Source organism: Thioclava sp. NS-SX20 (genome assembly GCF_057380695.1).
Genome location: NZ_JBXXRY010000002.1, coordinates 337,469 through 359,368 on the forward strand (window position 1 = coordinate 337,469; position 21,900 = coordinate 359,368).

Sequence of the window (21,900 nt, forward strand, 5' to 3'; positions counted from 1 at the left end):
GAGGCCCGCCTCATTTTACAAAGAAGGCCTTCCGATGTATGATGATATCAGGCCCGCCATCGATCCGCGCGCGTTGCGCGATTGTTGCGGGCGCTTTGCCTCCGGCGTCTGTGTGATTTCAACCCGCACGGAAGACGGGGATCACGGCATGACACTTAGCGCTTTCATGTCAGTTTCGCTCGATCCGCCGCTCATTGCAATCTCGGTTGCCCGTCGGGCGCGGATGCGGATCAGGTTGGAACAGGCAGGGCACTTTGCGGTGAATATTCTGGACGAGGGGATGCAGGCCCATGCGCTGCATTTCGCAGGTAAGCCGGACCCAAGTCTGAGCGACCTTTTCGATGAGCACGACGGGCTTCCCGTGCTGCGCGGACGGGCGGCGCTTATTGTGGCCCATGTAGTGCAGGCCATCGAGGCGGGCGATCATGTGATCTATCTGGGGCAGGTGCATCATCTGAACAATCAGGGCGATGCCTCGCCCCTGATCTTCCACCGCGGGGCTTTTGCTTCGCTGTCCGGAGTGGTTTGCCCCACTTGAGTGATCCGGTTTAAAAGTTAGTGCATCGTCGGCCTTTGCTCTACTGGCACGATGCTTTCGGGTGCAGCTGGGCGACAGCTCTTGGAACTGTGCGGGCGCACCCTTCCGCAATGTTGGGCTACTTCAGTAGGGCAAGACCACCAGAGAGATTATGAACTCCAAGCTGAAATCTGAAATCGGTTCCGGCTGATTGAGATTCAAAGTGATGCACAGTAATTCTTTTTCGCGTCACCGGTTGACACAATATCCTTATAATTTCATTATTTTATATAAATACCAATTAGTTGTCGTGAAATCCTACCGCCCCAGCCAACTCCTTCCTATGACGTTCGCCGAAGATTGGAACCTATCGGTTCTGAATGTGGATCTCGTCTTGTTGGCGGGCAGATCATAGGGCACTGCGTTCTTCCCATTATCGGTTTCGGTTTTCGTGCCTTCAGCGATCACACCTTGAATGCAATCGCCAATGAACCTGATGCTCGAGCGCGATCTCCACGCCTGTCCGCCTGTTGGCAGAATGAGCTTGGCAGCGCTCGTATCTGCGCTGAGCACAACAACTCCGTAATCCTGTAAAAGGCCCGCAATCCGGTCCCGTAATGTACGGCTTTCGTCATCGGGCCAAGCGGCGGCCAGATCTGTCCAGTTCATTGTTCTATTTCTTTAATATGGCGTGTAGCTGGGTCGCTGCGGGCCGCGATATCACATCCAGCCTTCCTTGATCGATCCAGAAAATCGCGGCGCCTTGGGGGGTGTGGTTCGGGACTATTCTCGGAAGCATGTCCAGATAGGTGGCAAGCTGTGGCCAGTGGGTCTTCAAGCTCTTACCCGCATCTCCAGATTTGTGGTCGATCAGCAAGCAGCCTTTTGGGCCGAGCGCTAGCAGGTCGATCGTGCCGCAGATTTCCGCGCCCTCGTCGGTATGCGACAGCACAGGTATTTCGGCCAGCAGTTCCGTATAGCCTTGCGCATTCAGCCATGTTTTCAGAGCTGCGGCGCGGTCGGTCACGCGTGAAAGCTGCTCCTCATCCAGCCCTGTTGCTGCCCCCAAGGCGGGTGCGAGATCGGGGCGGGTCAGGTAGGTGCGCAAAGCCAGATGCAGGGCGGTGCCGCGGCGCGCATCATTTGGCGTGGCGGGCCATGCTTCGCCCAGAACGACCTGATCGCTTTGCGGGGCATCGCCCGTCTGGCGCAGTTGCGAGGGGTTCAGCCGCCACGGGGTTGTGGCGGGGAGGGGCAGGGGCACGGCCTGCCCGAAACGGGGATGGCTGGCGGTTACACCATCGCTATAGGCGGTGGCTTTGGCATGTTCGGGCAGTTGCGTGATGATGGCCGAACAGTTGGTGCCGCCGATCCGCAGCGATCCGGCGCCGAATTTCGCCGCGCAGCTATCCTCGAAGATATGGAAGAGGCAACTGGCTTCCTGTTCATCCTCGGGGCGCTCTTTCAGGAAGCTGGGCCATTCGAGGATCAGCCTGTCGCGGGCGCGGGTCAGGGCGACATAGAGGAGGTTCTTGGCATTGGCCTCGAAATCCGGCCTGCGGTCCTCGATGAAACGGCGCTCCGCTTCGGGGGCGGCGAAACCGGGCGTATGGATCAGGGCGGCAGAACCCAGAACAGCTGCCATATCATGGATCTGGTCGAGCACATCGAAACGGGCCGAGGTCGTGCCTGCGCGTTCCTCGATACGGTTGTCGAATTCGGCCACGACCGTGATCGGCCATTCGCGGCCCTTCGAGGCATGCCATGTCACGATCTCGACGGCCTCGGCGCTATTGGCAGAAGGATCGGGGCGGCGGTCGAAATCGCGCTCGTCGAGACGTGCCTCGAGCCAGCCCAGGAATACCTTCGCCGTCTCGCCATAAAAGCCCGAGGCGGCTTTCAGGTCGCGATGGGCGGCCTCGAACTCGGCGGCTTCGGCCTCAAAGCGCAGCAGATCGGCGCGGGCCTGCGCGGGGTCGGGCAGGCTTTCGGCCCAGAGGCGCAGGTCGGCTGCCTCCAGCACCAGATCGAGCGCGGCGCCTATCGGCAGATGGGCAAGCTGGTCCGATAGGGCCGCCAGCCGGATCAGGACACTATCTTCGGCAAAGCGCCCGTTGATCTCGGCCTGAAGCGCATCCTGCAGGGCCAAAGGCGCGGGGCCGAGCGTGCGCAGCAGAAGGGCTGCATGCAGATCCTCGGGATTGGCGGCAAAACCCAGAGCGGCCCGCACGGCGATCACCACGGGGCTTGCCGCCCAGCCATCTTCGGCAATCCGCACCGGCACCCCGCGCAGACGCAGCTCTTCGGCATATTTGGCGGCGATGGAATGGCGGCAGACCAGAAGCGCCACATCGGAGGGGCGCGCCGCACGCGGGGCTTTGGTCTGGCGGTCGGTGATCGTCTCGCCTGCTTTCAGAAGGCAGGCGATGCGCTCGGCGATATGTTCGTAGGGCTTTGAACCATTGCGAACGGCACGCGATTTCATCACGTTGAGCACCTCGAGCGCTGGACCCTCGACCGGATCGCGGGTAGCGCCAAGCAGATGATAGCCCGTGCCAAAGAGCGAGGCCCCCATCGCATTGACAAACTCCATGACCGCAGGGGTCGAGCGCCAGTTATGGGTCAGCGGCTCGGTCGCCTCGGGATGGGCGCGGGCCAGCGCCTCCGAAAGCCGTGGATCGGCGCCTTGAAAGCCCATGATCGATTGTTTGACATCGCCCACCAGCAGCGTGCGCGGCGCGGATTGGCCAAGCTGCCATAACAGCGCGAATTGCACCGGATTGGTGTCCTGAAATTCGTCGATGATGACGCAGTCGATCTCGCCCAGAACCGCCTGCCGGACATCGTCGTTCTGGCGCAGGAGCCGCTCGGCACCGGTGATCATATCGGTGAAATCGATCAGCCCCAGCGCCTTCTTGCGGGCCTCATAGGCATCCATCACCTCCTGCGCACAGGAGATGAGGCAGGAGAGATGCAGCTTGGCATCCTCCAGCGGGCCGGGATGGCTGGGCAGGACTTCGGCGGCCTCCATGATCGCCTCTGCCAGCGCGTCATAGCCTGCGGGCGTCTTGCTGCTCCGGTTCGAGGTGAAGAGACCCCGCAGCGATTGCCAGAGCGCCCAGTCATGATCGAGGAGGGCCGGATCCCGCGCCATCCGCTTGAAGAGCGCCAGCTCTTTCTCGAGTTTATCGATATTGCCTTTGGCCGCGATGCCCGCCGCCCCGCCTTCGGGAAACTGCGTGACCATCGCCTGCACTGCTGCCAGTAGCCTGTCGCGGGCCTTCTCGGGCTCGGGCAGCACCGCGCCATAGACCTGATCGAGCCGCGCAAGAGCAGGCGCGATCAGCCCCGCATCGCGGCCCTTATCGCCCAAACCGCGAAGGAGGTCGATCATCAAAAACACCCGCCCGCGCAGCCCGTCCTCGACCGTCTCGTCGGTGCCCCAGTTCGGCTTGTAGCCGAAACGCTCGGGATGGGTCTTGATCGGGTCGAGCGCCTTGGCATGGGCCAGCGCCTGCCGGATCAGGAGGTCGCGCTCGGCATCGCCCAGATGACGCGGCTGCGGCGAGGCGCCTGCCGCCCATGCATGCTCGGTCAGAAGCCTCAGCCCCAGCCCGTGGATCGTCGAAACATAGGCGCGCTCGACCGCCATCGCCTCGGTCACCAGCCCGTCGGCCAGAAGGCCCGCGCGGATACGCTCGCGCAGCTCGCCTGCCGCCGCTTCGGTGAAGGTCACGGCAAGGATGCGCTCGGGGCGGACGATGCCGCGTTTGACCCAATCGGAGAGCTGGGTCTTGATCCGGTGGGTCTTGCCCGCGCCCGCGCCGGCCGGCACGATGACGAGGCCGTGGTCATGATCGGACATGTTATTCGTCCTCCGTATCGCGGATGAAGGCCATGACAAGGGCCGAGCCATCGGTTAGCGCATAGGGGGTCAGCCCCGCTTCCTTATTGAAGAAATCGGCATCCTCGGAGGTGTTGAGCACCACCCGCCCCGCACCGAGCTCGGCCAGCCGCTCGGCGAGCTTTGCCAGCGCATTGGCATTGACCGCAGGCCCCATATCGCGGGCAGGTGCCCCATCTGGCAGATCAAGCCCCGAGGTCAGGAGCCCACCATCATTCATCAGATGATAGCCCACCGCGATCTTGCGCCCGATCAGGGCCTCCATACCGTCGCCCTCGCGGCGCATCGGGCGGGCGATCATGTCGCGGTAAAGACCGGCCTGCAGATCCCAGCCCTTTTCCATCCGCTTGCGTCTGCCCTTGGTGCCGCTTTTCTTGTGATCGACGATCAGCAGCGTGTCATCGGGCAGGGACAGAATGGCATCAGCCTTGCCATGCAGCGTGATCCCATGCGCCTCGCCCGCAAGCCAGATCTCGTTGCCGACGATCTTCGCCTTCAGATCCAGCAGATGCTCGCGCCAGCGCAAAGCGGCCTCGCGGATCTCGCGCTCGAGGCCGAGCCGCTCCATCTCCCATGAGGGGCTGCGCAGAAAGCCCGCATGGCGGATAAGCGCCCTGTCATAGGCCTCGGGGAGGGCCGCCTTGATGGCGTCCGTCTCGGGGATCGGGCGATCCGCCACGAAGAGATGCTCGAACACCTCATGCGCGATATTGCCCTTGGCCAGCACATCCAACGTCTCGGCCGACCATGACATATCGCCCGCGCCGATCTCGCCCAGAAGCCATGCCAGCGGGCTCACGAGCATCGTCTCGAGCCGCGAAGGCGATTGCGGCTTGATCGTGCCATCCTGTTCGCGGCGCAGATCCAGCAGGCTTCGCCCGTTGAAGCTCAGCGCCTCCGGCGGGGCGGGACGCGACGCGGCTGCGGGCAGATGGTGATGCGCGACGGGCCATGTGGCCGGCGCGTCAGGGGCCAGATCCACGATCAGATCATGGGCGTTATCTGTCCCTTCGATCGCGCGGCCAACAAGCGACAGCCCCGCCGAAGTCTGGAGCCGCGCACCGGCCAGATCGCGCCGTGGCACGAGGAAGGTGACGCTTTCCGAGGCTGCCTGAAGCTGCTCGTCAAAGAGCGCGATGCTATGGGCAAGCCCGGCTGCGCGCCCGCGCAAGGTAAGCCCCGTCGCCTCGCGGATCGCGATAATCTCGCTTTCGAGGAAAAGCGGATTGGCGCGGGGTCGGGTCGGGTAGAGACCGTCGGAGAAATCGCTGACGATCAGATGGCGGCAGGGGCGCCACGGGCTTTCGAAGGCCTGCCAGAGGCTGACGCCCTCGAGGGTGCGGGTAGCGTCGGGGATGCTGTCGGGCTGGATCTGGATGGAGCGCAGGATGGCGTCCCAATCGGGGGCGCCCTCGCCTGCCGGAATATGTAGGCGGGCGCGGATCTGATCGCCCCTGGGCAGGCGTTCGCAGATCCGGTCGAGAAGGAGTCGCAACTGCGGCAGGCTGGTGGCGCTTTGCCGGAGATCGTCCCAGAGCGCCTTATGGGCGGGGTCTGCCGAAACGGTCATGCCGCGGACATCGCCGCCCATCAGCTCCTCGGCCAGATCGCGTCCGGTCTGGGCGGCCCAAGGCATGAGCGGCGAAAGTGCAAGGCTTGCCAGCGCCATCGCGGGTGTCGGGTTGCGCTTGGCAATGGCCAGATGCAGAGCGGCCTCGCCGATTAGATCGCGCTCGGGAAGCCCCTTGGGCAGCCCCGAGAGGGGCACGCCTTGGGCCGCAAAGGCACGGGCGATCTGGCGCGGGTCACTGGCGGCAAGCACCGCGATCTCGCGAGCCGGTATGCCCGCATCGATCAGTGCCCGCGCATGAGCTGCAGCAAATTCGGCGCAGGCGGCAGGGTCACGCAGCCCGTAAAAACGTAGGCTGGTATCCGCAGGACCTGCCGTGATTTCAGGGGCCGTGAGGCCGCCTTGCAGCGCATGGAGGCGGCTTCCCTCTTTGGCCGAGCGACCACGGGTGGGGGCGCTCACCGTGCCGAATTCATCCTTCAGGCGCTGATAAAGCGCCTGCATCGCGGCGGGGGCCTGCGGGTCAAGCGAGCCTTCGACGACCGGCAGCGGGGCGAGGAAGCATCCATGCGGTAGCTCCAGCACATGGCGCAGGGGCGCGAGCCCCTCGGGCAGCGCCTCGCCCAGATAGGCCCAAAGACGGGTCAGCGCGAGGAGATGCCGCTTGGCGCGGCTCTCGGGGAGATCGACCACCGGCACGCGCAGATCGGGCGTGGCCATAACCAGATCCTCGAGCGCGGTGCTCACCGCCGAGATCGTCTCGACGGGCGCATTGGCAAGGCTTTCGGCCCAGACCGGATCGGGCGCTTCGGCGATTATCCGGCCCACCGGCCACTCCGCCGCTATGGGCGCCAGCGACAGTTCGGCCAGAAGGGTATCTGAGAGCCGGAACTGCAGCCCCGAGCGGGTATCGGCGACGAGAAAAGGGTAATGCATCTAGGGAATATCCGTTACGGGCGGGTCCTCGATCACGGGATAATGGGCGATGCCCCAATCCCTGTCGGGTGCCGAAATCATCGTGTCCACAAAGACAGGCAGCAGGCAATGCAGGATCTCGACCCCGTCGCGCACCTGCGCGCGGTTCACTCGGCTGTCCCATGTCGCGCCGCCATGCATCAGCTGGTTGCGCAGCACATAGAGCCTGTCGAAAATGATAGACAAAAGGTGCGCCGCATTCTCGCGCTCGATCGCCTCGCGGGCGACGTCCTTGGCCTTGGCAAAACGCTCGGCCCAATCGGCGTCCTCGGTGTCGCCATTATGGAAGCGCCAGAACGGGTTGAATATGAAGGGGTTATCCAGAAGCCGCGTGATCAGCCCCTCATGCTGGCACCAGAGCTCATGGGCGATGCGGCCCTTCGGGTCGGCGGCCACGAGAGGGGTGAAGAAGTCTTGAAACACCCGCCGTTCCGGCGCTGTAGGGTCATTGCCGATGTCGCGGGCATAGGCGGCGTTGAAGGCAATCCAGCCGAAGATGAAGGCGGCATCGGGGTCGTCTGCGACCAGATCATCGGACCGGCAGAGCCATGTGACCGCGCGATGGCAGCGCAGGTTCAGATCCGCAGGGTTCTGCTCGCGCAGGCGCCGCAACTTGTCGCGCAGGTAATCGAATTCGGACATGGGATGGAACGGGTCTTATCAGAAAATCTATGCCTGATCATGAAGCCGATCCTTGGTCCGGGGGTCAATGGTCAATGCGTCATATGGCATGCGAAGAATTCGGGGCATTTGAAAGGATATGCTGCTTGCCACTGCAGTAGTCCTCTGGACAGAACCTTTTATCTGACGGAAGATTGGCTGATTGATTGGGCGTTTTATCTGACGGGTTTTCTGATGCTCAAAGGTGTTGCTGGCTTTGTTTGTCTTGCTGCTGCCAGTCTGTTCACGCCGGAACCGGGTTGGTCCTGGACTAAGGATGAATTGCTCGAGACATTCGATGCGCGTGATCTGACGGCGGATGAGTTGCGCTATTTACAGGCCGGACTGGCGCTGCAAGGCGTCTATTCGGGCATGATTGATGGGAAGTGGGGGGCGGGCAGTAATCGGTCCCTGAAAGCCTATATGCGTCAAGCAGATCTGGGTCTTAATCTCGAGAACCCGCCCAATCTCGCGCCTGTCGCTCTGGTCGCCGCGACTTTCTTGCGCTTCGAGAAAGAAGGCTGGCGGCGGCATTATTTCGGTTCCTCCGATCTGTCATTCCTCGTGCCAATGAACGCGATGAGGCTTGTTACGCGGAGCGATGGGCACGGGATTGATCTGGTCGATGACCACTCATCTCTGGGCGTCTCGCTTTTTCAAGTCGATCTGGAGATGACCGTAGGCTTCCATGACTATGTCGCCCAAAACAGCCAAGGCACACCCTATACCGTACGCAAGGATCGTCTCTGGATTACCTCGGGGCGCGGGCGCGATGGTGAGACGCTCTATGTCCGCTCGGATTATGTGGCAGCCGGCCGTTGGTCGACACTTCTGGTGCGGGCGCGCGATAAGGATGGCGGGGCTTTCGCGGTTGTGACAGGGTCGGTCCTGCCACATCAGGGGCCGGATATGTTCCTGCCCGAGAATGGTGAGCTACTGGAGGGGACCGCCGCTTTCTTCGCAGCCATGGAAGAGGAGGACGAACCTGCCGTGACCGGAGAGGTCGCTCAGCGCCCGCTGGAGGCGGAACCCGATGCGCCTGAACCTGCGCATGCCGGAACGGGGACCGGCTTTGCCGTTGCCGCCGAGGGGATGATCTTGACCAATGCCCATGTCGCGGGCGATTGCCGCGCGATTTCCGTGGACGGAACGCCAGCAACCCTCGTCGGCAAGGATGAAAGCTTCGATCTCGCCCTGGTGCAGGTGCAAGGCGTGACAGGGCTTCCGGTGGCGGAATTCGCCATGCGCCCAGCTGGGTTGAATTCCGATGTCACAATCGCGGGCTATCCACTGGCGGGGCTCTTGGGCGGGCTGAATGTCACGCGTGGTTCCGTGACCAGTGTGAAGGGGCTTTCGGGGGATGGCAGCCGGATGCAGATTTCGGCGCCTGTCCAGCCCGGAAATTCGGGCGGACCGGTGAGCGATGCACGCGGGCGGATCGTGGGCGTGGTGGTGGCCAAGCTCGATGCGCAGGTCATCCAGAACGAGATCGGGGATATCCCGCAGAACGTGAATTTCGCGATCCGGGGCGAGATTGCAAAGCTCTTTCTGGCGCAGAATGGCGTGGAGCCGGTCTTGACGGATGGGGCCGACGTACTTCCACCTGAAGAGCTGGCTAACCGCTTGCAGAAGGTGACTCATTTCATCAGGTGCGAATGAAACGGGGCCAGCGCGCGTGGGCAACCTGCGTCATTGAATGGTTGGACATATCGGATGACGGTAACCAACGGATGCAAATCTGAGGAATCTCGCTACATTTGGGGAGCTTATCTTTTGACGAAAAAATTTGTTGTTTCTGACGACGGACTACGATCGCTGGAGCAGACGGAGGCCTTCAGAAACCTCGATCCCGATGCCCAGAAAATTCTGGTGGAGCTACTGTATGACCTGCTCGGGGGCGAGAATGATACCAGCCCGAAAGGAGTTAAAACTGGTCTTCAGAAGTTGGACCGATTTATGGGTGCGAGGATGACACCGGATCTGCATGCAGCGATAGTGGCTTCAATGAGCCAGTGAGCAGGAGGGCAGGTGAAACGGCATTCCGTCTGCTTCAGTCATCGGGATATTCAGAGACCGGTGGTCAAATTTATGAAAGGAAGTCCCTCACTCTTGTGGGGTGACGGGTGAGAACCGTGAGGGCGCCACTCTCAGCCATATTGGCGGCATGCTGTTTCATGGCCAGGTTTTGTGCCAACCAACCTGAAGGCAACCCGAGCTTATTGGTCACTGCGCTTAACCTCTTTGGAGGTCCCGCGTTCGATGCGGGGATCAAGCCGCTGCTGGCACCACCGCGCCCAGCTCGACTGCATGGCGGACCCGCGGTCCTTGGGATCGTGCTTGCAGATCGCGCGGGCGGCGGCATTTGGCGGGAGATTTGGTGTTCAAGGATCATCATTACTGGATCAATTTACTTCTGGCCTATAGAGGCTGCGCTCTGCGCGATTTCGGGGGCTTGGGTTAGGTTGTTCCTTGATGACGAAGATAAGGAGAGAGCCTGTGGCACCCAAGAAACTTACCTTCCGGAGTCGCGAGAAATGGGATTCCAATCTGTCGGCGGAAGACAGCGTGATCGCGGCAGAGTTGATGGTGCGGCTTCGCGCACCCAAGCGGATCCTTGGTCGGACACGGCTGCGGCTACGCGGACCAAACGGCGCCAAAGACGAATTCCTGCTCGCCGCCATCGCCCAGAACCTCCGAAAACTCGCGAAGCTGCGCCCGCGAAGCATCAAGCAGGAGGCCGCAGCATGAGATGAACGGCTATTATGCCGTCTTGAGGCGGAGGAGCGGGGGATTGCCCGAATGCAACGGCCTGGTTCAGCGACGACGAGCCTCAAAACCGGCGATCTTGACCGACTTCTTCAACAACACCCGCCCTTCTGGCCGTATGCTGCGCTGCATCGATTATCTTGCGACCTCTGGCAACCTTCGTAAGTGCATATCCGTGGTCAAAAGATGATTTGGCCAAACGTCAGCTTCGCGAATTCGGGCTGCCCGCCACCAACGGCGATCATGATACGCAGGGCAAGCAAACGTTGCCTGAAGCTAATTCCGACGAACAGATATCAGTTTTCCCCGAACAAGTTGCCAATTTAGGGAGAGCGACATAGTTTCGGCTGTTCAATTGTTTTCGTTTCGACGATACGATGTCACTTGCGGCAGCGAATACTAACATTCGCAGATTTCTGGTCTCATCATCTTCTGCAGCAGATTTTTGGACGCAGCGGTCATCGACAAGCCCGCAAAACCGACGGCGGGTTGTGCCGACGAGACTTTGCATGGGATGAGACGGTTGATCCGGGCATCTGCCCAGAGAGGCGGGGTGCCGCGTCAGAAATAGGCGCGTCCGATCCTTGGTCTGTATCAGAAAAATCGGGCGCGACCGGAAGTTCCGTGAGTGATGTCGCGCCCTTAGTGTCTCAGGTAGATTATATGCAGCATTGGTAATGCATCTTTAGGTGGTATGGGAACCCGTAAACGACAGCAGCATGATCAAGAGTTTTGATCATGCTCTGCATTTTTCGTTGCCTCGGATTAGGGGCTGTCGGGGCTGGTATCCGATTTTGCGCAGCTGTTGCGTATGACGGACAAGGCTAAGGCGCGGGTTATGGCAGAACCCGCGCCTTTACCTGTAGAAACGCCAACTCAGGACGTGGCAAGACCCTAACACAGCTTGTGCCGGTGGTGAATTGCAAATCCGGACGGTCCGAGGCTCTAGGCGGAAGATGGCAGACCTGCCCTCGGGTCGGGTCCAAACGAGGATGCAGGGCGGGACATGCGCCCGTAAGCCTTTTGGGCTGCGTCAGAAATCGTGCCTTACCGACCGGTGCGCTTGACGACAATCGATGTGGTCTTGACGATCAGCCCCAGATCGCTTTTCAGGCTCAGCCTGTCGAAATAATCATCGTCATACGTGACGCGGGCGACGAAGGTCGTGGAATTGCGGCCTTCGACCTGCCACAGGCCGGTAATGCCGGGGCGCATGTCAAAATAGGCGGCGCCGCCTGCGTTGCGATAGAGGGATTCTTGATCGATCAGGAAGGGGCGAGGGCCCACAAAGCTCATATCGCCTTTGAACACGTTGAAAATCTGGGGCAGCTCGTCCAGCGAGGTGGCGCGCAGGAAACGACCGACGGAGGTGATCCGGGGGTCAATGCTAAGCTTTTGATGGACATGCCATTCTTCTGCCAGCTTGGGGTCTTCGGCACACATTTTTTGCAGTTTGGCTTCGGCGTCAACAAGCATGGTGCGCAGCTTGTAACATTGGAAGATTTTGCCATTTTTTCCGATGCGGGGTTGCACGAAAAGCCCCGGGCCTCCGTCGCGACGTACCATCAGCCATAAAACGGCGATGACCGGCAGCAATACCGGCAGAAGCAGCAGGGCCAGAAAAATATCCAGAATGCGTTTGCCCCGACGTTGATAAAATCCCGGTCGGTGTCCCACATAAGGGGCCGGTCCTTCATAGGTCGGCATGGTCGAAGAAAATTTCATCAGATAAGTCCACAAATGGGGAGAGTGTAATCAAGCTGCTGGGCAGTCTTTTGGTGGTGAAACACTTGTTAAGCTAATCTGAACCAAGCTGGTTTCGCCGCAAACGCCGACGGAAGGTAACCAGAACGTGCAATGATATGCATGAATTACAGCCAATTTTCTGAATGGTCTACAAATTTAATCATTTTTTAACCTATTAACTCACATGTGGACGCTACGTCCAAAGTCAATCTAGGGCAATTCCTGAGAGTTCACCCTCCATTGAGGGATTTTTAGAAAAAAGATTCTTAAATTCGCCTGTTTCGGCTGCATTTTCTGTAAACCGTCACGGAAAATAAGCATATTTTAGATACACCATCAATTTCCATCAATTTCTCTTGATTCAGTCTGCGCGCACACGACATAAGGGGGCATGCAGGTGTGTTCTGCAGCGCAGTATCATCTGTTTTGTTTCCAAACATGTTTATCCAGACAGCCGAAGCTGGCGCGATCCAGCGGCTGTTCTTCCGGATGAGGGAGCTTTCCATGACGTTTCTGAAAACCGCAGCTATTGCAGCTGCCGTAAGCCTTGGTGCCGGTTTTGCCGCCAATGCGGCTGTTATCGGCCCCTATAGCGGCGTGAGCACGGGGCTGTCGGTCCCCGGGCTCGGGGTCTATCAATCTTTCAGCTTCTCGTTCGAAGTGGCTGAAAGCGGCACGTATCTGTTCGATATCGATGCGCCGGATTCGGCGGGGTCGATTCTTTACAGCATCAATACCGATGGCAGCTTCGATATGGAGACGGCGGCACTCGGGTCGAGCTTTACCTATGATCTGAGCGCTGATTCCAATCCGTCAGGCTATGACTATTCGATGACCGTCGCTTTCCTGTCCACCTCTTCGGCACCGGTGACCGTGACCATCAGTGATGTGCCTGCGGTTCCGGTTCCGGCGGCGCTGCCGCTGCTGGCAGGGGCTCTGGGTCTGGGTGGTTTTGTTGCGCGCCGCCGCAAAAAAGCGGCCTGATCTATCTGGGCTCCTCGGCTCTGTTGCTCTGGTGCCGCCCCTTCGGGGGCGGTGTCGAAAATGGCCAGCTTTGGTTATCTCTTTAACACAAGCCGATATGTTTTTCTGTTACTGACGTATTTTTTGCGTGACAAATCTTTTTCACATTGCAACCCTAGGATGCGTATTTTGCGGCGCCCGCTTTCGGGATTGCTGCGGTAAGTCCCTAGAAATAGTGCCGTTTTATTCTTCTGGGCAGGGGGCGCGCTTGGCAGGGCGATGTCTCTTGTTATTTTGAAATTGAGCGTAGGCGGGGAGGGGATCCGTAGTCCGGAGCACCCGAAAAGCTTGCCTTGCGTCCTTCTCGGAGGTTTTCTGGCAATGGCGGAACCCGCAGAAGATCTTTTTGACGCCTCTGATTGCGGCCCTATGCGCCCTTCCATGCGCGGGATAGGCTTCGAGGCGGTAAGCTTTGCCCTTGTCGGGCTGATCAACACGGCTGTGGGCTATGGCACTATCTTGCTGTTGATGTGGGGCGGGGTTGGACCGGTCTGGGCCAATGCGGGCGGCTATGTGTTGGGGCTGGTCACCTCTTTCGTGCTGAACAGCCGGATCACTTTTGCCGCACGCAAGCACCCGCAAAGCGGTTTGCGGCATGCCTTGCGCTTCGTGCTGTGTGTGGCGTTGTGCTGGCTGCTGAATCTCGCGCTCCTTTCGATCGGTCTCCGCCTCTGGCCCTCCTGGCTGGCGCAGGCTGTGGCGATGATCGGGTATAGTGCGGCCTTTTTCCTTCTTGCGCGGACGGTCGTGTTCCGCCCGCCGACCGAACGACAGGAGCGTCCTTTATGAGACTTCTGACCGATCCTGTCGCGCGGTCCGGGCCTGCCGCATTTCTGCTGCTCTGGGCTGCGGCGGTGTTCGTGCTGGTGCCCGAAATGTGGCGCATGGGGTGGTCCGGCAATGAAGTCAATTACTTCGATCTTGCTTGGGCGCATTTCCACCCCGAGCTGTCCGGCCCCGATCATGCTGTGCGCGATGCCTCGCAAGCGCGGGTGGCCAGTTTTGCCGTGATCGGCAGTTTGATCAACCTGTTCGGGTTTGACGGGGCCAAACTTGCGTTGCTGGCGCTATGCCTGCCTGCTCTTGCCTTGGGCTACAGCCTGATGGCCCGTGCCTTTCATCTAAGCCTCGCGGGGGCCACGGTCGCCTTGGTGCTGTTTGTCGCCACCCCGCAATCGCTCTTCGGGCAGGAATGGCTGTTTCAGGGCGTCGAGGCCAAGGTTCTGGCCTATGTCTTCATTTTTCCGGGGCTGGCGGTGGCATGGTCGGACGGTGCCGCAACGCGCATGTTTCCGGCTTTCGCGGCGGCGCTGTGCCTCGCGCTGGCCACATGGATGCATTTCCTTGTGGGCGGGTTCTGGATGCTGGTGGTGCTGGGCATGTTCGCCTTGGGACGCAAGGGGGCCAGAGGGCGGCGCATGGCGGTGTTTTTCACAATCTATCTGCTGCTGACGGCCCCGCTGGTCTGGATCATCCTTTCCGAGAGGATGGCCGACGGCACACCCGATATGGCAGGGCTGTCGATGACGCTCAACCAGATCTATGCCGTTTTCCGCAATCCGCACCATCTTGCCCCCTTTGTCTCTATGGGCGAGTTCGCGCATACGTGGTTTCCGGGGGTCCTGATGGCGGCGGTGATCGCGGCTCTGGCGTTCGGCCTTGCGCGGCAGGATCTGTCGCAGGCGCGGGACCGGCGTCTGATGCTGCTTGTCGCCTGTCTGAACCTCTATCTGGTGCTGGCGGTCTGTCTGGCCTTTCTCGACCGCGAGACCCAGCGTTTCGGGATGTTCTATATGTTCCGACCGGGATCATTGATCCTGCTGCTGAGTTTCATGGCGGGGCTGCGCTGGATCACGGCGCGGCTGTCCGATGGCTCGGGGCAGGTGGCGCCCCAGAAGGTCCGCAGGCCGATGCTGCGCCCCGTTCTGGCGGCCTTCCTGCTGGCAGGGGCATGGGTGGCGCCGCAATATCTGATGCTGGGTTATAATCTGGCGCATCAGCCTGTGCCCGATCTGGCCCATAGCCTGTCGGCCGAGGATGCCGAGCTGGTCGCATGGATGCGCAGATCGACGCCGCCCGAGGCGCTGTTCCTGATTGCGCCTGCCAAAGGCGACATGCGCAGCGATGCCGACATGCCGCGATTGGGGCTGGAACGGCTTAGCCAGCGGGCAACTCTGGTGAACTGGAAATTCGTGCCCACCACCCCTTCGGAGATCATTCGCTGGTATCGTCTGTTGCAGCTCCGTCAGCAGGTTTTTGCGGGCGATTGCGCCGCGCTGGGGCAGTTGCCGACCTCTCGTCCGGTGGATTACCTTGTCATCGAGCGCAACGGGGATGGCGCAGCGCGCGACGGCCTGCAGGATTGCACCCGTCCGGTCTGGAGCAATGCCCGTTACAGGGTTTTACAGACTCTTTCTGCGGAAAAGGCGCTGGCGGCTGTGCCGTCCGGCACTGTCGCGCGATAGCAGTTTGCACAACTTTTGGTTTATTTCCTGTTGCCTTGTGTTCTCACCTATTCATACAGCCCTTGAAGGGGGCGTGACCGGAGAGTGATCATGACGCCTCAAACCGAATTGGATCGACCGCAAACCCCACCGCCCCATGCTGCGCCGTCCCATGCCGCGCCGTCCCATATCCGGCCCGACGCAAAGCCCGAGGACGGGCGCGCGCCGCAGCAGGACGGCCCGCCTGCGACCCGTATGGCCGTAGGGCCGTTACTATCGGTCGTGGTGCCTTGCTATAACGAGGAGCAGTCCTTGCCCGAGACCCTCAGGCGGTTGCTCTGCGCCTGCGAGACCGTGTGTGGCGAGGATTTCGAGATCATTCTGGTCGATGACGGTTCGCGAGATATGACATGGCCGATGATTGCGCGGATGGCACGGGATGTGCCGCAGGTGGTGGCCATCCGGCTGGCGCGCAATCACGGGCACCAGCTTGCGCTTTCGGCGGGGTTGGATCTGGCACGCGGCGCGCGCATTTTCATTATCGACGCGGATTTGCAGGACCCGCCAGAGCTGCTTGGCCCGATGATGGCGCGCATGGATCAGGGGGTGGATGTGGTCTATGGCCGGCGGGTTGCAAGGCGGGGGGAAACCGCCTTCAAGCGGGGCACGGCCGCGGGGTTCTATCGGTTGCTCAATCATATGGTCGATGTGCCGATCCCTGCCGATACCGGCGATTTCCGTCTGATGAGCCGCCGTGCGCTGGACCATCTGCTGTCGATGCCCGAACGTCACCGCTTTATTCGCGGGATGGTCGCGTGGATCGGGCTGCGGCAGGAGCCGTTCGATTATATCCGCGAGGAGCGTTTTGCCGGTCAGACCCATTATCCTTTGCGCAAGATGCTATCTCTGGCGATTGATGCCATCACGGGATTTTCGGTGAAACCGCTTCGCATGGCCTCCTATCTGGGGCTTGTTGCGGCCGCAGGAGCGATTATTTTGCTGGCCTATGCCCTGATTTCATGGGCCTTTTTCACAACGGTCTCCGGCTGGGCATCGGTGATGATGACCATGCTCTTTATCGGGGCCGCACAGCTTCTGGTGCTGGGGGTCATCGGTGAATATTTAGGCCGGATGTTCATGGAGGCCAAGGGCCGCCCGCTTTATATCATTGACCATGTCGAGCGTTTCCCTGCCGCATCAGAGCCCTTGGTTGCGGCCGAACGGCGCGGGAGGCTGACACCGCAGGGCCACGCCGAATGGCAGGCTGGCGCGGTTCCGAGGCCCGAGGCGCGTCCCGAGGACCCCAAGGCGACGCCGTCTGCGGAGATGGCGGCGGGGTCGCATTCCGCCTGAGGGTGACGTTTAGGGCGGGCTGTTCCTCTGGCCGTGTTCGGCGCGGTGCGCATCTGTCGCGGTGCGCTTTGTCGGGGCCAGCAACCGCGAGAGATCGCCATTCATAAAGGCGTTCAGCAGGGGCAGCTTGGCGATGATCGCTGCCGCCAGAACGGTGATCACGGAGGCGCTTGTCCAGAGCAGCAGGCCGGGCAAGTCCGGCGGCAGCCATTTGACCGGATGCCCCGTCCAGAGCGCGGCAACCAGCAGCAGCGCCAGCGGATGCAGCAGGTAGAGGGTCAGACTGTCGCGCAGCCCCCAGCGGGCCATCCATCGCGGGGCCAGATCAGGCCAGCGCAGCGCGGTGCCCAGAAGGCCCAAGGTGATCAGGGGCACATGCAGGCCCCATTGCAGATCCATCGCGCGCAGTCCCAGCCGGTGGCACACCAGCACCTCGGCCAGACAGCTTGCCATGCCAAGCGCGAGGATCGCCAGAAAATGGCGGCCCTGCCAATGTGTTAGCCGATGCAGCGCGACCCCTGCCATCAGGCAGGGCAAGCCCGTAAGCTGGCGCAGGGTCACGACCGTGTCCCCGAAACGTCCCGGTCGCAGCAGGTTGATATAGCCTGCCGCGATATTGGCGAAAAGGATGAGGAGGCTCAAGGCGATGGCCAGCCGGAAGGCTTTGACCTCGGCGAAAGCGGCATTGGCCAGAAACCCCATGACCATTGCCGACAGGAACCACATGTGGAAATAGCTGCCACGGATCAGGGTTTCGATGTCAATCGACCCGATCCCGCCGCGCCAGACCTGAACAGGCAGGTACAGCACCCAGACCAGCGCGAAAATCACGCAGATCCGTGTGATGCGGGGCAGGGTGATCTTGGCAAAACGCCGTTCGCTATCGGCTAGATAATAGCCGCTGAGCGCCAGAAAGAACGGCACGGCCCAACGAAAGGCCGATGTCCAGAGGTCTCCGGCCAGCGCGGGCCATTCGGGATAGCGGCCCGCATGCAGCGCGATCACTCCCAAGGCCGCGACCAGACGGAGCGCATCAATCGAGGTATTCCGGCGGGGCGGGGACAGGGGCATTGGCGTAGGCATCGGGCAAATCTCTTCAACGTCGGAAAATCAGTGACGGCGGGTATCGGGGTAATAGGGTTAATCTACACGGCATAGTTGAATGCAGATCAATCTCTTTTTCTGATAGCGCCTTATTTTCCGGTGTTTTATGCGCAGAAAACCGCGCCTTTGACGCGAATGCATCTTTGAAACGCATTGCCTCTTGTCGGCGGGCAATGCCATAATACCTCTTGTGTCCCCTCCCCCCTCAATGGGCTCAGTTTCACGGGTATTTCCATGACCGATCTGATTACCTCCTCTGCGCCGGCAGATGCCGATTTCCTGTCTGTGCGTTTCGACCTCTGTTCGCAGCAGGAATGGCGCGACCTCCTTTTCCGCCCCGCAGGCGAGCGGTTCGATTATGTGGTGACGCCCAATGTCGATCATATCGTGCGCCTCGCCCGAGAGCCGGAGATCCGGCCGGTTTATGATGCGGCGCGCTGGCATATCTGCGACAGCCGTATCCTGCAGAAACTGGCGCGGCGGCGGGGGCTTGATCTGCAGGTCTATCCCGGATCGGATATGGTGGCGGACCTGCTGCATGATCGGGCGGCCAAGCGGCTGCGGATTCAGGCAATCGGGCCATCTGCGGAAGATTTCGCCAAACTGACGGCGCTTTATCCCGATCTGGATCTGGTCCGCGTCGAGGCGCCTTTCATGCGGCAGGGCAGCCCCGAATGGCGCGCGACGCTGGAAGCCGTAGAGGCGGTTCCGGCTGATATCTATCTGTTCTGCCTGTCTTTCCCGAAACAGGAGTTTTTCGCCGCGGATCTGAAGGCGCGCGGCATTGCCCGTGGGACAGGGTTCTGCGTCGGGGCCAGTCTCGATTTCCTGACCGGCCATCAGACCCGCGCCCCGCAATGGATGCGTCAGGCGGGTCTGGAATGGGCGCACCGTCTGCTCAGCAATCCCCGCAGATTGTGGAAACGCTATCTGATCGATGCGCCGAAGATCTTCGCGCTTTACATGGCGGATAAGCGGCGCTGAAGCTCAGCGCACGCTTTTTTGCTTGATCAGGTTGATCTGGTGGACAAGGGCGCGGTGTTGCCGGTGAAGCTTGAGATGCCGCGTCAGTTTTTCACCGAAGAACAGGCCCGCGCCCAGCTTCTCGATCCCGCCGCGCCATTGGAACATGCGCTGGCGCAGGAAAAGCGTCAGCTTCTCGGCAGAGCCTGGCACATGCCCTTCTCCGGCAGGCACATAGCCGCGCGCAACCAGCAAGGCGCGGGCTTTGCCTTCAAGCAAGGCGATATCCTCTGCCGAACATTTATGACGCCATTGTTCGATCAGCTTGGGATCGGGCGGGTCATAGGTGCTGTTCTTGTGATAGGAGAGCATCTCCTCGTCCCACGGCACATCAAGGAAATCGCAGACGCGATGGAGCTGGCTGTCAATGTCGCGGAACAGGTTCTCATAGGTGAGTTGCAAGGTGTTGGGATCATCGGGGGCAATGCCCGCCTTGTCCCAGGCCGCTTCGGTTTTGATCCAGTGATCCACCCCGTAATAGATATTGCACGACCACCCCATACCGATGGAAGAGCGTGCCACATCACGCGGATCGCGCAGCATGTGGATCAGCTTCACCTCGGGGAAAATGGCGCGGACCTTATCGACATTGCGATGGATGTTGATGGTCATGACCGGCTTCGAGCCGTACCGCGCATCGATCTGGTAGAGGAAATTCTCCAGCAGGTCCAAACCGTCTTTATCGGCAGGCACAATCAGCCCGTAGGCCTGAAAGATCCAGTCGAGGCGCATCTTGTCGATGTCATAGCGCCATTGGGTCGGATGCGAGGGGTCGGGCCAGAGAAAGTCGAACAGGAAATCCAGTTCGCCCGGGTTGGCGATCATCGGGTGGTGGTCCAGCATCAACCGGAAGACCGTCGTTCCCGAGCGTAAGGCACCGTAAACAAAAACGATATCTTTCGTCTTCGCCATGTTATCCATAAACATTCCTCGCGTTATGGTTGTTCTTTGCTGGAGAAAGGACCCTATGGCCAACCCGACAAGCAGGCCATAGGCGATTGGAATGACCCTCCGTCACTGCGGCACGAAGCGCGGCAGGACAGAGTTGACTTCAAGGAACATCTCTTTCAGCCGTTCCTCGGCATGGGCTTGGCTTTCGCCCTCGTTGATGGGGGTGGTCAGGCGCACGAGCGCCCCATCCGTGCGGCGAATGGTGAAGCCGTCCCAGAGCAGGATCAGCTTGGCTTCCATATCCCATGCGATATGGCGGCCATGACTTTCGAACCAGTAATAGACCATCATCTGCGCTTCGCCCTTCTGGATGATCGCGCGGTTGATACGGAAGGGCTGCTTCAGCCCGACCTCGGGGGCGATATTCACGCGGTCAAGCTTGGCGATCTCCCATCCCGAACTGGGCAGGCAGATTTCTGGCGAGTGGGTGCCGCCCTTCGTCTGGTCGTTATAATAGGCCGAGAAGAATTCGACAGGGGTCGTGCTGCCGGGGCGGGTGAAGCTTGCACCGTAATAATCATTGGCCCCCAAGGACTGTTCGACCGCGGTATCCAGACGGGCCATCGGGCGCGACTGCCAGTCCTGCAGGTGGCGCGGGAACAGCGCGAAAGGGTCGCGGTCGATCTGGATCGGGGCCGGAGCCGGACGGATTTCCCAGCCAATCGCCGAAATGCCCAGAATAAGCGTGGCCGCGATCAGCCCCTTGGACGGCTCGATCAGACCAAGGCGTTTGGCCTGCGGCCAGAGCCCCGTGAAGTCGAGATCCAGCGCCTCGGGCAGGCTCATCTTGGAGCGTTGCAGCTTCAGCATGGTCCATGCCAGCCCGAACAGGATGACAACCGAGGACATGAAGATGACCCAGCCCTCGAAGAAATGCGAGAACCCTTCCAGATGGCTCTCGCCAAGATATTGCACCAGCCAGCCGGCAATCGCGATCCGCACCGAATTCATCACGACGGTGATCGGGGCTGCCGAGATCAGCAGCACGGCCTTGTGCCACATCGGGCCGCGATAGAGCACGGCGAAGACATAGGAGAAGGACATGATCGGGAACAAATAGCGCAGCCCCGAACAGGCTTCGGCCACATGCAGTTTCAGCACGCCCAGATCGATGATGTTGCCTTCAAGGAAGACCGGCACCTGCAGCAGCCCCAGAAGCGCCACGCCCAGTTCCGAGGAGATGCTTTGCAAAAAGGTCGACAGTTTGTAATACAGCACGCCGGGCAGGGGCAGCATATAGATCAGGTGTAGAACGGGCACCCAGAAATGTTTGCCCTGCGTCCAGCCGAAGCTGATCAGCAGCATCGAGCCGACCCAGAGGATGATCGCATAGGCGACCACATCATCGATCTGCGAGAATTTCCCCAGCGCCCCCAGTGCCACCGCAAAGAGCAGAACGGCAAGGCCGGGCCAGCGATTGACGGGGCCGCGATAGATCGGTTCGGATTTCAGCTCCTGAAAGAACATAAAGGCAGACAGCAGCGGGATCAGCGGGCCGTGGCTGTATTCTGGTGTGGCCCATGCCGTCAGCAGGGCGTCGAAACCTTCGTGGAAATAGACCACGGCGGCAATCGTCGCCAATCCGAACCAGATCAGGCCCAGTGGGGAGATGCGCGATGAACTGGCATCGGTCCCGGCCAGATAGTCTGTCATATTCAATTCCTTATCCGCAATGGGGCCCCAAGAAAAACCGGCAGGAGCGTGCAGGGTATCGGGCTGGCGAAACAATCAACGTTACTATTAACGCATTTTTAACCCAGCTGTGTCCTCTGGGGAAGGGAAGGTTTTGCCGATCGTTGTTTTCGCCCTTTTAGCGCATCGTTTTTGCAGGCTGTTACGGTGTCTTTGCGGCATATGTGGCAAA

The 21,900-nt window shown here is 60.4% G+C and carries 15 protein-coding genes and 1 pseudogene; 9 read left to right on the forward strand and 7 right to left on the reverse strand.

Features of this window, described 5'->3' with window-relative positions:
* Window positions 1–34 precede the first annotated feature (34 nt).
* Window positions 35–538 carry a flavin reductase family protein gene (locus AC2ISB_RS15215; RefSeq protein WP_486576891.1) on the forward strand — a complete coding sequence of 168 codons (504 nt, stop codon included), beginning with the start codon at window positions 35–37 and terminating at the stop codon, window positions 536–538.
* Between the two features lie 652 nt (window positions 539–1,190).
* On the opposite strand, the gene AC2ISB_RS15220 is transcribed toward AC2ISB_RS15215, so the two are convergent.
* Genes AC2ISB_RS15220 through AC2ISB_RS15230 form a run of 3 tightly spaced genes read right to left on the reverse strand, consistent with a single transcriptional unit; the run spans window position 1,191 to window position 7,608 of the window.
* A complete protein-coding gene (locus AC2ISB_RS15220; RefSeq protein ID WP_486576892.1) occupies window positions 1,191–4,382 on the reverse strand; it encodes a UvrD-helicase domain-containing protein in 3,192 nt (1,063 codons plus the stop codon).
* Window position 4,383: 1 nt separating this feature from the next.
* A complete protein-coding gene (locus tag AC2ISB_RS15225; RefSeq protein ID WP_486576893.1) occupies window positions 4,384–6,927 on the reverse strand; it encodes a PD-(D/E)XK nuclease family protein in 2,544 nt (847 codons plus the stop codon).
* Entirely contained in the window at window positions 6,928–7,608 is a 681-nt protein-coding gene (locus AC2ISB_RS15230) for a hypothetical protein (RefSeq protein ID WP_486576894.1), read from the reverse strand.
* A gap of 300 nt (window positions 7,609–7,908) precedes the next feature.
* Here AC2ISB_RS15230 and AC2ISB_RS15235 point away from each other — a divergent pair, with 300 nt between their 5' ends.
* The 3 genes and pseudogenes from AC2ISB_RS15235 to AC2ISB_RS15245 form a co-directional block, all read left to right on the forward strand.
* A complete protein-coding gene (locus tag AC2ISB_RS15235; protein WP_486576895.1) occupies window positions 7,909–9,285 on the forward strand; it encodes a S1C family serine protease in 1,377 nt (458 codons plus the stop codon).
* A 54-nt stretch (window positions 9,286–9,339) separates the two neighbouring features.
* Complete coding sequence (locus AC2ISB_RS15240) at window positions 9,340–9,642, forward strand: hypothetical protein (RefSeq protein ID WP_486576896.1); 303 nt, start codon at window positions 9,340–9,342, stop codon at window positions 9,640–9,642.
* A gap of 588 nt (window positions 9,643–10,230) precedes the next feature.
* Window positions 10,231–10,374 (forward strand): annotated as a pseudogene (locus AC2ISB_RS15245) (IS5/IS1182 family transposase); the annotation flags it as partial.
* A gap of 1,065 nt (window positions 10,375–11,439) precedes the next feature.
* Here AC2ISB_RS15245 and AC2ISB_RS15250 read toward each other — a convergent pair.
* Entirely contained in the window at window positions 11,440–12,117 is a 678-nt protein-coding gene (locus AC2ISB_RS15250) for a sugar transferase (protein ID WP_486576897.1), read from the reverse strand.
* Between the two features lie 525 nt (window positions 12,118–12,642).
* Between AC2ISB_RS15250 and AC2ISB_RS15255 the strand changes: the two genes are divergently transcribed.
* From AC2ISB_RS15255 to AC2ISB_RS15270, 4 genes are all read left to right on the forward strand, one after another.
* Window positions 12,643–13,122 carry a PEP-CTERM sorting domain-containing protein gene (locus AC2ISB_RS15255; RefSeq protein ID WP_339110011.1) on the forward strand — a complete coding sequence of 160 codons (480 nt, stop codon included), beginning with the start codon at window positions 12,643–12,645 and terminating at the stop codon, window positions 13,120–13,122.
* Window positions 13,123–13,542: 420 nt separating this feature from the next.
* Entirely contained in the window at window positions 13,543–13,950 is a 408-nt protein-coding gene (locus AC2ISB_RS15260) for a GtrA family protein (RefSeq protein ID WP_339110012.1), read from the forward strand.
* Window positions 13,947–15,626 (forward strand): DUF6798 domain-containing protein, encoded by a 1,680-nt coding sequence (locus AC2ISB_RS15265; RefSeq protein WP_486576898.1) that lies wholly within the window; start codon window positions 13,947–13,949, stop codon window positions 15,624–15,626. The genes AC2ISB_RS15260 and AC2ISB_RS15265 overlap by 4 nt, the downstream gene beginning before the upstream one ends.
* 234 nt (window positions 15,627–15,860) lie before the next feature.
* Window positions 15,861–16,958: a glycosyltransferase family 2 protein gene (locus AC2ISB_RS15270; protein ID WP_486577049.1), complete on the forward strand. Its 1,098-nt coding sequence runs from the start codon at window positions 15,861–15,863 to the stop codon at window positions 16,956–16,958.
* Between the two features lie 9 nt (window positions 16,959–16,967).
* On the opposite strand, the gene AC2ISB_RS15275 is transcribed toward AC2ISB_RS15270, so the two are convergent.
* On the reverse strand, window positions 16,968–18,041 hold the full coding sequence (locus tag AC2ISB_RS15275; protein ID WP_486576899.1) for an acyltransferase family protein: 1,074 nt from the start codon (window positions 18,039–18,041) through the stop codon (window positions 16,968–16,970).
* Between the two features lie 255 nt (window positions 18,042–18,296).
* Between AC2ISB_RS15275 and AC2ISB_RS15280 the strand changes: the two genes are divergently transcribed.
* On the forward strand, window positions 18,297–19,046 hold the full coding sequence (locus AC2ISB_RS15280) for a WecB/TagA/CpsF family glycosyltransferase (protein WP_330629537.1): 750 nt from the start codon (window positions 18,297–18,299) through the stop codon (window positions 19,044–19,046).
* 3 nt (window positions 19,047–19,049) lie between these two features.
* On the opposite strand, the gene AC2ISB_RS15285 is transcribed toward AC2ISB_RS15280, so the two are convergent.
* Together AC2ISB_RS15285 and xrtD are read right to left on the reverse strand one after the other, a co-directional pair.
* On the reverse strand, window positions 19,050–19,997 hold the full coding sequence (locus AC2ISB_RS15285) for a sulfotransferase family protein (protein ID WP_330629538.1): 948 nt from the start codon (window positions 19,995–19,997) through the stop codon (window positions 19,050–19,052).
* A 102-nt stretch (window positions 19,998–20,099) separates the two neighbouring features.
* The gene (gene xrtD / locus AC2ISB_RS15290; RefSeq protein ID WP_339110017.1) at window positions 20,100–21,689 is read right to left on the reverse strand and encodes a VPLPA-CTERM-specific exosortase XrtD; all 1,590 of its coding nucleotides are present in this window, start codon (window positions 21,687–21,689) and stop codon (window positions 20,100–20,102) included.
* Between the last annotated feature and the right edge of the window lie 211 nt (window positions 21,690–21,900).